This window comes from Pseudoalteromonas sp. 0802 (assembly GCF_013350085.1).
In the GTDB taxonomy this organism is placed as follows: Bacteria; Pseudomonadota; Gammaproteobacteria; order Enterobacterales; family Alteromonadaceae; genus Pseudoalteromonas.
This window is the reverse complement of the sequence record NZ_JABVXE010000020.1, coordinates 18,248-31,216: the sequence shown is the minus strand read 5'-3', so window position 1 is coordinate 31,216 and position 12,969 is coordinate 18,248. Positions and strand designations below refer to the sequence as shown.

The following is a 12,969-nucleotide window of genomic DNA, read 5'->3' as shown; positions in this document are numbered from 1 at the left end:
TCAAAACGTAAAATATTAACTTAGGAACCCTTTTGGACTTCGTCGAATTCTTTAACGAGCAATATCATTTAATCGTGACTGTTATCGCGGTTTTGCTCTATCCGCTACTGCGTAAAACCACCAAAAAGCTGCTGTTAAAAGCAATTAAAGGCAAGGCTGATCCGCATCGCGAATACCGTGCAGAGCTGTTGCTCAATATCATTCTTGCCATTGTTATGCTGTGCTTAGTGTTAGTTTTTTGGGGTATAGAGCTACGGGGCTTATTAGTACTTGGCTCATCAATTTTTGCCATGTTAGGTGTCGCGCTTTTTGCCGCCTGGTCGTTACTAAGCAACCTAACAGCCTTCTTGTTGATGTTTATTCAAAACGATTGCCGCGTTGGCTTTTGGGTGAGAGTGATTGACGGCGCAAACTTCTTAGAAGGCCGCATTATCGAAATGGGCTTAATGAATGTTGTACTTGAGCATGTTGATGGTCACAAAGTGATTTACCCAAACAACATATTTGTTACCCGCCCTGTGATGGTATTAAAGAACCCACCAACAGCGACTAAAGCGCCAACCATAAAACGTATTTTAGGCCCAAAAAAGTAACGGCTTAAAGTTAACGAGATACTTGCTAAAAAGGTTTTCTTTTTCTGCTTCCATAGGCGATTAATATAAAACTAAAAAGAATGACTAAAGGGTGAAATAACACAATGTGAACAACACTTTGCTCAGTAAAAAAGCCGTGCGTAAGTGAAATAGCAAGCGTGAATAAGCCTGTATAAAATAGCAATATTTTCATCTTTGATCCTTTAGTCATTCTTACGAAAATTAAGTAAGTAAAAAAACTATAAACCTAGTACTTGCTCTAAGGTCAAGTAATAGGTCAGGATTGGTGGGTACAAAAAAGCCAAACAGATAGTTTGGCTTTTTGAATTACAGAATAGGGTATTAGTTATTTAAATCTGCGGTTTTTAACTCGTCTTCAATATCACTTATTTCATCAATAAAATTCTCGAGCTGTTGTTCAACTAGGCTGTTTGCGTGAGCGAAATAAGCAAGATGGAATACAGCATCCCCTTCGTTTACCAGCGGCATAGTTTGCTGACCAATGACAATACCACTGCGAGGCGCCAGTAATTCAAGCTCAGCATCACCAAGGGGGCTACTTATATAAGCTAGAACCTGCCCTTTCATTACTCGCTCACCCAGTGATACCTGTGCACGAACAATACCGTCAACTTCGGCACGTATCCAACTCGTCGAGCTTGCAATAACCGGCTCTGGTAACTTTTTAGCACGTTTGCCGCGCACCATTTTTAAATGGCGCATCACATAGTCAACACCTTGCACACCTGCTGCAATGGCAATTGGGTCAAAGCGCAGCGCTTCGCCGGCTTCGTAGGTAATAACGGGTATGCCTAAATTGGCCGCTTCACTGCGTAATGAACCATTGCGAAGTGACGCATCAATCACAGCAGGAGTGCCAAACGCTTTTGCCATGGCTGCTGTTGCAGGATCACTTAAGTTAGCGCGAATTTGCGGCAAGTTAGTTCGGTGAATTGCCCCTGTGTGTAAATCAATAATATGCGTACAATGCATTGCCACTTGAGTAAAAAACGCATTCGCCATTCGCCCAGCTAACGAGCCACGCGTTGAGCCCGGAAAACTGCGGTTCATGTCACGACGGTCTGGTAAGTAGCGTGACTTATGAATAAAACCAAACACATTCACAATCGGTACCGCAATAATAGTACCGCGCAATTGCTCAGGATCGATTTTAGCAAGCAACTGCCTAACAACCTCAACACCATTGAGCTCATCACCGTGAATTGCAGCACACACCATTAATACAGGCCCTTGCTGCACACCATTGACGACTTCAATTGGAATATTTAACGGCGAGTGGGTGTAAAGCTTGGCAGCTTCAATCGCAAATGTTTTACGTTCGCCAACACCCACCGTATCACCTAAAATTGAAAACGGTGTATTTTTCTTAACCTTAGCCACGCACTTTTCCTTTTAATAGAGCGCTAATACTAAAGGCCTAGCCTTTACCACGAGTTGCAGTTTTCTTTGATGCTGCTGTTTTTTCAATAAACTCGACAATCATGCCTGCAATGTCTTTACCGGTTGCAACTTCAATACCTTCAAGACCAGGTGATGAGTTAACCTCCATCACCAATGGACCACGTGCAGAGCGAAGTAAATCAACACCCGCAACGTTTAAGCCCATCGCTTTAGCTGCAGCAACAGCTGTTTTTCTTTCTTCTGGAGTAATACGAACCAAAGTCGCACTACCACCACGGTGTAAGTTAGAACGGAATTCACCTTCTTGCGCTTGACGCTTCATCGCGGCAATTACTTTATCGCCTAATACAAAGCAGCGAATATCAGCACCGCCCGCTTCTTTAATGTACTCTTGCACCATGATGTTGGCTTTTAAGCCCATAAACGCTTCAATTACACTTTCTGCAGCTTTACGTGTTTCAGCTAATACCACACCAATACCTTGCGTACCTTCAAGTAGCTTAATAACGACTGGCGTGCCACCCACCATGCTTAATAAGTCTTTTACATCATCTGGTTTACTTGCAAAGCCTGTCACTGGCATACCTACACCTTTACGCGAAAGTAGCTGTAGTGAACGTAACTTATCGCGCGAGCGAGTGATCGCCACAGATTCATTGACAGGGTATACACCCATCATTTCAAACTGACGTAATACCGCACAGCCATAGAAAGTTACTGACGAACCAATACGCGGCACGATAGCATCAAAATCTTTTAAATTTTCACCACGGTAATGGATTTCTGGCTGCTCTGAATTGATGTTCATATAACAACGAAGTGCATCAATTACTTTCACTTCGTGGCCACGCTGCTCTGCGGCTTCAATTAAGCGACGTGTTGAATACAAATTTTGGTTGCGAGATAAAATACCAAGTTTCATAAGTTAAAAACCTTAACTGATAAACTCATACACGTAGCAACGTGTGATAAGTCCTTTTCCTATAATAAATGAGATAAAGCCGGATCAACGACTATGCGATTTTCCATTGCTGTACGCCCTAACAACATTCTAAACTTCATTGTTGAACGGTTACTTAAAGTCACCCTTACAGGCCAGCTTTGGGTTCCTGCGACTAATTTTGTTTCAATAAAGTAGCGTAGCTCACGCTGACCGCTTGAACTGGTCACATACTTACGCTCAACTACTTTGGCGCGACACTCTACCGTTGTTTCTACATCGTCTTGTAGAGGATGGGTAGTAAATTTCACCCATGCTTCGCCATTTTCTGAAAATTCCTCAATGTCAAAAGCATGAATACATGAAGTTCTCGCTCCGGTATCAACTTTTGCTTTGATTTTTTCTATTCCCAGTTCAGGCAGGCCAAGCCATTCTCGCCAGCCAACAATAATTTTTGCGCTCATTAATGTGCCCTCTATAAAAAAGTGTCTTATACGCTACAGAGCTAGAAACACCAACGAAATATATTTATCCACTCGATAAGTCGATTTAATTGACGTAGCCTAAACTATAATCAACTATACCCCACTATTTGTAAAACGAGAGTTCAATATGATCAATGGGTTACTTCATGTCTTAATTTTAGACGAACAAGGCGGTGCACGTGCTATTGAAAATAGTACTGAGCTGCAAAATTGGCAACCCGAACACGGAAAACTTTGGGTGCACATGGACTACAGCCAAGCTGAAGCCGTTGACTGGCTTGAGCAAAGTAATTTGTTAACTGGTTTCGAGCTTGAGTCCCTGATTGCCGATGAAACACGTCCGCGTTTAAGTAAAGTCACTAATGGTAATATGCTGTTTTTACGTGGGGTTAACTTAAACCCTGCGCAAAGCCCAGAAGACATGGTCTCGTTACGCTTATTTATTAACGAAAACATTGTGATCACAACCCGTAAGCGCCGTTTATTATCGGTGCAGGATGTTGTTGAATCGTTCGATGGCAGTAATGGTCCTTGCTCAATCTCTGAGTTAGTTTGCCAATTGGCGCAAAACTTAACATCGCGTATGCAAGCTGTTATCGACAGTTTAGATGACACACTCGATGGCTTTGAAGATGAAATTGATGAACCAAATAAAGGCTTTGATCATCAATCATTAGCACAAATACGCCGCCAAACAATCGCGTTAAAACGTTATTTAAGGCCACAAAAAGAAGCACTTATTACTTTGTTAAACAACAAATATAAGTGGTTAGATGAAGACGATAAAGCACGCTTAAACGAAACAACCAATATGTTGATCCGTTATTTAGAAGAGCTAGATAGCTCAATTGAACGCGCGCAAATTATTCAACAAGCAATAACAAGCCAAGTATCTGAGCAACTAAACCAACGCATGTATGTGATGTCGGTAGTTGCTGCACTGTTTTTACCACTTGGCTTTTTAACTGGCTTACTAGGTGTAAACGTAGGCGGTATTCCGGGCACTGAAAGCCCTTACGCATTTAGCTTATTTATTATTTTCTTGGTGGTGCTAACCGTTGGGATTGGCATTTACTTTAAAAATAAGAAATGGCTATAAAGCCCTATAAACTGCAAATAAGGTAAATAATTTGAGTTAATATAAATATTTCAAAAATACTTTAGGAATATTTATAACTCTTGACGATGTTGCATTATTTTACCATAATCATTATTAAATGGATTGAGCTATCTCGGTCGGCGTTTTAACCTCGGTGGAATCATCGGGGTTTTTCGCTTTTTGGGTAGGGATAAATCTTCATTCCAAAATCTTCATAACCTTCCCCTAAACAGTTTCTGCCACCGCTACAGAAAAATTTTTTCTTTAAAATATTAAAAGCTCTATTAGGTTGTTCAGGTTTTAGTAGATTTAGGCCAATAGGACGCGCAACCAAATCTGCAAGTTGCAAACCTGATGACATCACTTTTTTATCTGAAAAAATGATTTCGAAAGGTAGTTTTCTTTTAAATTTATTATTCCCATCACAAACTCGCCGAAACTCAAGTTCTAACTCTTTATCTTCTTTGTTTCCGCGGCACTCTACTACAATATGTGTTTTCTTTTCATGCTGCTGTTTTTCGAAGAGCAATTCATATAACGATTCCATACACATACCTAGAGCAATATGATAAGCATTTTCTTCAGGGTTTAAACGCTTTATTTCACGCTTATCTATAGTCGTACTAATTAAAATAAAGTTACTAAATTCAATTATTTCAGTTAAATCATCTAAAAACCTTGTTTGTAGTGAACGATTATTAAGTATCTTAAAGGTATTCTTACGACGCCTAATTTCATTCTCATGTAATACGAGCTGATCATGACCAAAAAAGTTAAACTTAAATTTTTCTAAAGCTGGAACTATAGATTCGCTGTAATGACGTTTATGAAATACACAAAATGCCAATACAAAAATAGGATAATTATCATCAACGCTTTGTAAGCTGTGATCCCCGCTCTCATCTACATAAACAATATATTTAGAAAATTCAGAATCATCTTTGCTATCCAGCTTCTTAGAATTTGATCCATCAAACTCAAATAAAGGTAGCTGGTGGTGATTAATATTTTTACTCATTCATTCCCTGACAATAGACTTATAAAGATAGAAAAAACGATTAAATTACTTTTTATCGACTTTTCTAAAGATTAAAAGAAAATTTTAAAAAACGAAAGGCTGATATTATTGGGGAATTAAACATTGAATTGAAGAGCAAATGGCGCTCTCGGCAGGGATCGAACCTGCAACTTAGCCTCCGGAGGGCCACGTGATATCCATTTCACCACGAGAGCACATTTGTCGTCGTCAATACTGACTCGCGATATCAGCATGACAACCCGGCAATGATAATGGCATCTTGTGCTAAATGCTAGCATCGAGGCCTTTATATGCACATAAATTCAGCAATTTGCATTAAAACACTTCACTTTCGTGCAGAACCAAGGTATTAACGTATACTTAATAAAATTAATAACAAGGTGGCAGTATTGCCATGTAAGGGGAATTTGATCATGAGTTTAATGTCTACAGAGCAAGTCGCGGAGTTTTTAGGTGTAAAAGTCGAACGCGTAAAACGTCTTGCTCGCGAGCATTTACTGATCTCGAAATCACAAGATGACAAAGGTGAACCTTTGTTTGATCCAGAAGACGTAAAAAAATATAAAGAACTTGCCGAGCGAATTGGCGGTCTTTAATTTTTAGCTTTTTCTATGAAGTGGTTAAGCTGTATTAGCAGGGGCGCCACTTTATCCATCGCACCACGTTGTTCGTACCAACAAATACACAAAAGCAAAAACAGCGCATGAAATGCCTCGAGCTTTTCAATTGATAAGTAAAACTCATGATGTTCGCACACTAACGCTTGGTAACGTTTAAGCAACGCCAGTTGCTGCTCATCATTTAACGCAAAGCTCACCACCAGCGCAGCTAAGTCAAAATAAACATCGTTGCTTTTGGCATACTCAAAGTCGATTAAAAACATCCCCGTCTCATTCACAATGATATTTTCTTTCACTAAATCATTATGACAAAAACCCATGTCTTTAGGCGCTGAAGCAATATAAGCCAGTGACTGTTTAATTAGCTCTGCATGTTGCTGGTACCGCGCTGTTTGTTGGTAGTAGTTAATTTCGTAGGCAATATCCATCGGTTCAGTAAGCACAGGGTAACGATGTAAATTAACTAAGTCGGGCAATAAGCTACTACAAAACTCACCGCTGGCAATGCTGCCTGCCACATATTCAAAAATAGCCGTATCGGTTGCTTGCTCTAACCAAAGTGGGGCTGGGCAACAGCTTTTCTTTGCAAAGTGCGCTTGCGCTGCAAGGCCAATCGCCGGCCAGTGGTCGCGATAGTGCTTAACCAAGAAATCTTGGCTTGCTGTTTTAACCAGGTAGTTATCATTGCTTAACCCCTCAACCAGCGGGCTGATTGAAGTGATAACTAAACGTGAGTTGAAGCGCGTAAAAAGCGCGTGAATTTGTTGCTCAGTTTTCATCTATAGCTGTGCAAGCGGCTTAGCCTGATGCTGCTCGTATTCTTCATACCAGGTTTTAAAGCCCCACGCGGCCATAATGGTGTAAAACACGAAAAGTACTAAGGTTGGGTAATACCCTTTTTCAAAGTATAGGTACATAGATGCTGCATCAATCACAATCCAGTACAACCAGTTTTCCAGTACCTTCTTGGCAACAAGGTAGGTTGTCACCACCGCAAAACAGGTGGTAAAGCTGTCTAAATAAGCAAAATCAGCGTGAGTGTAATTGGTCATCACAAAACCAATGGCAACTGAAGCCAGTGAGGTGGCAAGCAAAATCACCGCATGACGCTTTAACGACCATGAAATAATGGGCAGATGATCTTTATTATTCATGCCCCTGCGCCAAACCACCCAACCATATACCGCCATATACATATAGTAAAAATTAAGTAGCGACTCCATCAACAGTGCGCCATTCCAGTACATTACGGTATAAATAAAGGTGCTCACAAACGCGGCAGGCCAACACCATAAGCTTTCTTTAATCGCTAACAGTAAATACGCCATCGATAGGGCAACGGCAATATATTCCCAATGCGACATGGCAGTAAAGCCAGAGAAGGTTTCGCTTAAAAATTCCATAACTCGCGCTACTTTAGGTTTTAGTCTTCGCTAGGCGACAAGTCACCATGTAAGAATTTACAGACAAAAATAGCTTTACCAAACTCTTCATAAGAACGTTTGATTTCAGTATTAAGTACAGACATCACTAAATCATAGTCACCGAAAATCTGAGTAGATAAGGTGTTGGTGATCACTTTAAGACCTTCGTAACTGTTTACGCGGTCAATAAAACCTTTGATAAACGGAATGTAGTCTTGATGTAGTGGGTACTTACTGATCTCTACTGAAAGTTTCATTATGATTTACCGAGTCTTTGAAAAGTATTGCATTGTAACCCGCTTATACTAACAAGTCATGGCTATGGTTATTTTTTAGTGTAAAATCAGCCCCGATAAACATTGAGGATTCATTATGGCACGCCGCATCACTTACAAATTTAAAAACCAGCCTCGCGAAATCAATTTTGCAAAAGATAAATACCGCGATATGTACCATGCCATTGCTGCGGCTGAAGGCATTGATTTAACCAATTATTTAAAGATGGAACAGCAAGTCGAAATGACTTCAAAAGGCTCTGCAGCAGTACGTAACTTTCGTGACCAAGAATTCGCACGAATGGGTTTCAGTGACGTGTATTTTATTAAAGAGTAACAAAGTTACTCTTGATACTCGTAGCTCACACGTGGGGTGATATTACACAGTAACTCGTAAGGTATGGTTGTTGCGCACTGGGCAATCTCTTCAACGGGAAGCTCTGGCCCCCACATAATCACCTCATCACCCACTTTGATGTTGTCGCGGTTATCACCAATATCCACCGTGATCATATCCATCGCTACACTGCCAACAATACCATAGCGTTGTGATTTGATAACCACAGGTGTGCCCTGCTCGGCATGGCGTGGATAACCATCCCCATAGCCCATCGCAACCACTGCAAGCTTAGTCGGTTTATCGCTGTGCCAACGCCCGCCATAACCTACACATTGATTGGCATCGACATCGCGTATCGCGATAACTCGTGTTGTTAAACGCATAACAGGCTCTAGTCCGTGCTGCTGCCCTACACCATTAAGCATTGGCGATACGCCATAAAGCATCAAGCCAGGGCGCACCCACTCACCATGGCCTTTTGGCCAAGCAATAATGCCAGCAGAGTTTGCAAGGCAATGCTGCTCACTTTTGCCATCTGCCAAAGAATCAAATAAGGCAATTTGCTGAGCGGTTTTTTCATCATTGATGTCATCGGCACACGAGAAATGCGTCATTAACTTAATGTCATCGCGGGCATTCGGGCTTGCTTTTAAGCGACTGTAGAAAGACTCAAATTGCGATGGCGCAATACCCAATCGATGCATACCCGTATTCACCTTTAACCAACACGCAATTGGTGCATCAAGGCTTGTATTTTCAAGCGTTGCAAGCTGATTTTCATCGTGAATAATGGTTTGAAAGTTATTGGCCAGCAAGATAGGTAAATCATCTTTATGAAAAAAACCTTCAAGCAATACAATCGGTTTTGTCAGCCCACCTGCACGTAGCGCTAACGCTTCGTCTATTCGAGCAACCGCAAATGCATCGGCATCATTTAGATATTGAGCAATTTTAACTAAGCCATGGCCATAGGCATTGGCTTTAAGCACTGCCATTACTTTGCAACCAGGCGCAAAGCGCTTCACTTGTGCTAAATTATGAGCAAGTGCTTTTAGGTTGATTTCGGCAATGGCTAAGCGCATTAGTATTCGTCGTCCATAGCTGGACCCGCGTAGTTATCAAAACGCGAGAATTGACCTTGGAAGGTTAAACGTACTTTACCGATTGGACCGTTACGTTGCTTACCTATGATGATTTCGGCCACGCCTTTTTCTGTACTGTCTTCGTTATACACTTCATCACGGTAAATAAACATGATTAAGTCGGCATCTTGCTCGATTGAGCCTGATTCACGTAAGTCGGAGTTGATTGGGCGTTTATCGGCACGTTGCTCTAGGGTACGGTTAAGCTGCGATAGTGCAATAACCGGACACTGTAGTTCTTTTGCCAGTGCTTTTAATGAACGAGAGATTTCAGCGATCTCTAAGGTACGGTTATCCGACAAGCTTGGCACACGCATTAACTGCAAGTAGTCGACCATGATCATACTAATACCGCCATGGTCGCGGGCAATACGGCGTGCACGCGAACGCACATCTGTTGGTGTTAGGCCTGATGCATCATCAACATACATCTTACCTTTTTCCATCAACAAGCCCATGGTTGACGACAGACGCGCCCAATCGTCATCATCTAGCTGACCGGTACGAACTTTAGTTTGGTTAATACGACCTAGTGATGCCAGCATCCTCATCATGATTTGCTCTGAAGGCATCTCTAGTGAGTAAATAAGTACAGGCTTATCTTGCGTCATGGCTGCGTGCTCGGCTAAGTTCATCGCAAAGGTTGTTTTACCCATCGATGGACGAGCCGCCACAATGATAAGGTCAGAAGGCTGCATACCCGCCGTCATTTTATCTAGGTCAGCATAGCCGGTACTTACACCCGTCACACCATCTTGTGGCGACTGATAAAGCTCTTCAATCTTATCAACGGTTTTTTCTAAGATACTGTGTAAGTTTTGTGGGCCTTCGGTGCTTTTACTACGCTGCTCAGCAATTTTGAATACTTTACTTTCAGCAAAATCAAGCAAGTCATGACTAGTACGCCCTTCTGGGCTAAAACCAGCTTCTGCAATTTCGTTCGCAACACCAATCATTTCACGAATAACAGCGCGCTCTCGCACGATATTCGCGTAAGCATCAATGTTCGCCGCACTTGGCGTGTTCTTGGCAATTTCAGCAAGGTAAGCAAAGCCACCAACACTACTTAACTGATTATTTTTCTCTAAGCTCTCAGAAATAGTGATCAAATCGATTGGATCACCACCTTCAGCAAGATTCACCATAGCCTCAAAAATCAGCTTATGGGTTCGGGTATAAAAATCCTGCGCAACCACTAACTCAGCAACACGGTCAAACGCTTGATTATCAAGCATTAAACCACCTAAAACAGATTGCTCAGCTTCTATTGAATGAGGAGGGACTTTTAACGTATCGACTTGCTTATCTGGTTTGGCCATAACATCACAAAACTAAAATTGAATGGCTCTATTCTATCTACTTGCTAAGGCTGTGCAAATAGTTAATACCAATCGACTTAAATATTTGGTCATTCTAGCGTGCTAAATAAAGCGCTAACTGCGTTAGAAATGTCTAAAGTAGAGTAACTACATGTCAAAATTTCTGCCTTGTTATCACTTCATTTATCTGTCGCTATTTAAGACCAACAACTTAACACGATTGGTATAAGCGGGAAGTCCTCCCGCTTTATTGTAATTGGGGATACCTATAATCGTTATTTCTGTTTACGAAGTTCAATGCGTCCGCTAATCGTATCCATCTCGATATCAGCATCCCCACCGTTAATACTAAATTCTAAGTCGCTAGATGGGCCGTATTTCGCCTTCGTTGCTTTGTCATCGCTGAGCTCATTAACGATCTTACCGTTAGCATGAGCTTCAATTTCAAACTTTGCCGATACATCAGCTGGGAAGTAAAACTCGGCGTCACCACTGACTGATTCAAAACGAATATTAGCATCTTCAAGCAGCTTATTGATGTGAACTTCAGCTTCACCATTTACGGTATTGATGCGCAGCTTTTTAATTGCATCAAAAGCAAAGTCGATATCACCGTTTACATTTTCAAGGCGAACATCTTGTGCTTTGGTTTTTGACTTAATGTCGCCATTCACCGCGGTAAAGCGTAAAGCACCTTGCGAATTTTTATCGTTAATTTCACCATTGACTGTTTCAAAGCGAATATCACCGTTTAAATCATGAGCATTCACATCACCATTAACCGTTTCAAAGCTCATGTTGCCGCGAATATCTTGCACTGTGATATCACCATTGACGGTATCAATCTCTGCGCCTGCTTCAAGCTCTTTAGCACTAACTGTGACATTCACTCCGGCAAATTCAAGCTCACTACTTTTTGGCATGTAAATGGTTAAACGAGAACCGTCACCGCTATTCCAGCCACCTAAATTACGCGGCATTTTTACGATAAATTCAACACGGCTGCCTTCAACCTCTAAACGATAGCCTTGTGCCTTATCGTCAAGCTCACCTTCGATTTTAAGTTGTGGTTTATCCCACCCTTCAATGCGTACATCACCACGTTGGTTTTCAATAAAAATGCGTTTATTGGCAGGTACATCAATTTGCTCATTAATGGTTTGTCCTGCCATTGCCATCAGTGGCAATAATCCTAAAGTTAAAGCTAGTAATTTCATAATTGTCACTCCTAAATCGTTTGCCACTTCGGTGCATGCACCTTGTTAATTAAGTCCAGTTGTTGCTGATAAACCTGCGACAGCATTTGTAATAAAGCTGGGTTTTCAGGTTCATTCTCAAGTGCTTGCTTAATGGCACTTTCGGCTTCTTCTAACTCTTTTAATTGTTGCTGCCAGTTATCGGTTAATGCTGGTTGATTTTGATACTGCACCAACAAACCTTGCTTTTGCTTGGTAAAATAATCGCTCATTGCCATCATGCTATTTGGCTCACCTTGGCCAACAAAAAGCTGTACGGTCAATAGTGCGGCTATACAACAAGCGGCAACTGCAGCGAGTTTATTCCAGCCATGGTTTGGCTTATCAGTTTGCTCTGGTTGCCCTGTTGCAATTGCTCGCTCAACACCGGGCCAGAGATCTTTGTCTGGGCTAATATCTTGCTTATGGTTAAGCGAGTCATTTAAAAATTGTTCAAATTCTGGCTTACTCATTTTCATACCACTCTTTTAATAACTGCCTTGCACGGTGAAATTGCGATTTACTTGAACCGACTGCCATATCAAGCATGCTTGCTATCTCTTCATGGCGATAACCTTCAATTGCATGGAGTACAAACACCATACGTGCTCGCTCAGGTAGTCTCAGTACTAATTTATCGAGGCCGTTAAAACCATCGCAATCTGCTGCGCTTTGCTCATCCATACCGCTTTGTTCAAAACTCACTACTTTTTGAAACCAGCTTTTATGTTTGCGAATGTAGCTAATCGCAATATTGCTTGTAACACTGTGTAACCAAGTCGAAAATTGTGAGCGTCCATCAAAGTTCGCGATTTTGTGCCACAACTGTACAAACACTTCTTGTGTTGCATCTTCCGCGTGCTCTTTGTCTGCAAGCAATCTTAAACAAAGGCTATAAACCCGCTTCACATGCAACTCATAAAGTGTTGCATAGGCTGCTTGATCACCGCTTTTTACGCGCTCTATCAAGGCATGCTCACTTTGCTGGGCGAACGCTTGTTCTGCATCTATCAACATCCTGGATGTTGTCCTTTAT

General features: G+C 41.5%; 16 protein-coding genes and 1 tRNA gene. 4 read left to right on the top strand and 13 right to left on the bottom strand.

The window, feature by feature from the left end:
• Window positions 1-32: 32 nt before the first annotated feature.
• Window positions 33-593 carry a mechanosensitive ion channel domain-containing protein gene (locus tag HUS61_RS18505; RefSeq protein WP_095209703.1) on the top strand — a complete coding sequence of 187 codons (561 nt, stop codon included), beginning with the start codon at window positions 33-35 and terminating at the stop codon, window positions 591-593.
• A gap of 342 nt (window positions 594-935) precedes the next feature.
• On the opposite strand, the gene HUS61_RS18500 is transcribed toward HUS61_RS18505, so the two are convergent.
• Genes HUS61_RS18500 through HUS61_RS18490 form a run of 3 tightly spaced genes read right to left on the bottom strand, consistent with a single transcriptional unit; the run spans window position 936 to window position 3,419 of the window.
• A complete protein-coding gene (locus HUS61_RS18500; RefSeq protein ID WP_062565957.1) occupies window positions 936-1,994 on the bottom strand; it encodes a succinylglutamate desuccinylase/aspartoacylase family protein in 1,059 nt (352 codons plus the stop codon).
• 37 nt (window positions 1,995-2,031) lie between these two features.
• Entirely contained in the window at window positions 2,032-2,937 is a 906-nt protein-coding gene (gene rimK, locus HUS61_RS18495; protein WP_054563407.1) for a 30S ribosomal protein S6--L-glutamate ligase, read from the bottom strand.
• A gap of 59 nt (window positions 2,938-2,996) precedes the next feature.
• Window positions 2,997-3,419, bottom strand: coding sequence for an ATP-dependent zinc protease (locus tag HUS61_RS18490; protein ID WP_054554208.1), 423 nt, complete (start codon window positions 3,417-3,419; stop codon window positions 2,997-2,999).
• A gap of 148 nt (window positions 3,420-3,567) precedes the next feature.
• Here HUS61_RS18490 and zntB point away from each other — a divergent pair, with 148 nt between their 5' ends.
• The gene (gene zntB, locus HUS61_RS18485) at window positions 3,568-4,539 is read left to right on the top strand and encodes a zinc transporter ZntB (protein WP_175083319.1); all 972 of its coding nucleotides are present in this window, start codon (window positions 3,568-3,570) and stop codon (window positions 4,537-4,539) included.
• A gap of 160 nt (window positions 4,540-4,699) precedes the next feature.
• On the opposite strand, the gene HUS61_RS18480 is transcribed toward zntB, so the two are convergent.
• Together HUS61_RS18480 and HUS61_RS18475 are read right to left on the bottom strand one after the other, a co-directional pair.
• On the bottom strand, window positions 4,700-5,557 hold the full coding sequence (locus HUS61_RS18480) for a DUF3800 domain-containing protein (RefSeq protein WP_175080410.1): 858 nt from the start codon (window positions 5,555-5,557) through the stop codon (window positions 4,700-4,702).
• A gap of 140 nt (window positions 5,558-5,697) precedes the next feature.
• Window positions 5,698-5,772 (bottom strand) — tRNA-Arg (locus HUS61_RS18475).
• 219 nt (window positions 5,773-5,991) lie between these two features.
• Between HUS61_RS18475 and HUS61_RS18470 the strand changes: the two genes are divergently transcribed.
• Window positions 5,992-6,174 carry a helix-turn-helix domain-containing protein gene (locus tag HUS61_RS18470; RefSeq protein ID WP_054563404.1) on the top strand — a complete coding sequence of 61 codons (183 nt, stop codon included), beginning with the start codon at window positions 5,992-5,994 and terminating at the stop codon, window positions 6,172-6,174.
• On the opposite strand, the gene HUS61_RS18465 is transcribed toward HUS61_RS18470, so the two are convergent.
• From HUS61_RS18465 to HUS61_RS18455, 3 genes are read right to left on the bottom strand one after another with little or no spacing between them, the layout of a single operon-like run.
• Window positions 6,171-6,977 (bottom strand): phosphotransferase family protein, encoded by an 807-nt coding sequence (locus tag HUS61_RS18465; protein WP_175083318.1) that lies wholly within the window; start codon window positions 6,975-6,977, stop codon window positions 6,171-6,173. The two genes, HUS61_RS18470 and HUS61_RS18465, sit on opposite strands and share 4 nt — an antisense overlap.
• A complete protein-coding gene (gene pnuC / locus HUS61_RS18460; RefSeq protein ID WP_058583797.1) occupies window positions 6,978-7,601 on the bottom strand; it encodes a nicotinamide riboside transporter PnuC in 624 nt (207 codons plus the stop codon). It abuts the gene before it with no gap.
• A 20-nt stretch (window positions 7,602-7,621) separates the two neighbouring features.
• Window positions 7,622-7,879: a YkoF family thiamine/hydroxymethylpyrimidine-binding protein gene (locus HUS61_RS18455; RefSeq protein ID WP_054563401.1), complete on the bottom strand. Its 258-nt coding sequence runs from the start codon at window positions 7,877-7,879 to the stop codon at window positions 7,622-7,624.
• 115 nt (window positions 7,880-7,994) lie between these two features.
• Here HUS61_RS18455 and HUS61_RS18450 point away from each other — a divergent pair, with 115 nt between their 5' ends.
• A complete protein-coding gene (locus tag HUS61_RS18450; RefSeq protein ID WP_054554201.1) occupies window positions 7,995-8,234 on the top strand; it encodes a DUF2960 domain-containing protein in 240 nt (79 codons plus the stop codon).
• Window positions 8,235-8,239: 5 nt separating this feature from the next.
• Here HUS61_RS18450 and alr read toward each other — a convergent pair whose 3' ends face one another.
• From alr to HUS61_RS18425, 5 genes are all read right to left on the bottom strand, one after another.
• Window positions 8,240-9,319 carry an alanine racemase gene (alr, locus tag HUS61_RS18445; RefSeq protein WP_175083317.1) on the bottom strand — a complete coding sequence of 360 codons (1,080 nt, stop codon included), beginning with the start codon at window positions 9,317-9,319 and terminating at the stop codon, window positions 8,240-8,242.
• Window positions 9,319-10,698 (bottom strand): replicative DNA helicase, encoded by a 1,380-nt coding sequence (gene dnaB / locus HUS61_RS18440; RefSeq protein WP_058583799.1) that lies wholly within the window; start codon window positions 10,696-10,698, stop codon window positions 9,319-9,321. The genes alr and dnaB overlap by 1 nt, the downstream gene beginning before the upstream one ends.
• Window positions 10,699-10,973: 275 nt before the next feature.
• Window positions 10,974-11,915 carry a DUF4097 family beta strand repeat-containing protein gene (locus HUS61_RS18435; protein ID WP_175083316.1) on the bottom strand — a complete coding sequence of 314 codons (942 nt, stop codon included), beginning with the start codon at window positions 11,913-11,915 and terminating at the stop codon, window positions 10,974-10,976.
• An 11-nt stretch (window positions 11,916-11,926) separates the two neighbouring features.
• A complete protein-coding gene (locus tag HUS61_RS18430) occupies window positions 11,927-12,412 on the bottom strand; it encodes a hypothetical protein (RefSeq protein ID WP_175083315.1) in 486 nt (161 codons plus the stop codon).
• Window positions 12,399-12,950 (bottom strand): RNA polymerase sigma factor, encoded by a 552-nt coding sequence (locus HUS61_RS18425; protein WP_054554197.1) that lies wholly within the window; start codon window positions 12,948-12,950, stop codon window positions 12,399-12,401. Before HUS61_RS18425 ends, HUS61_RS18430 begins: the two co-directional genes overlap by 14 nt.
• Between the last annotated feature and the right edge of the window lie 19 nt (window positions 12,951-12,969).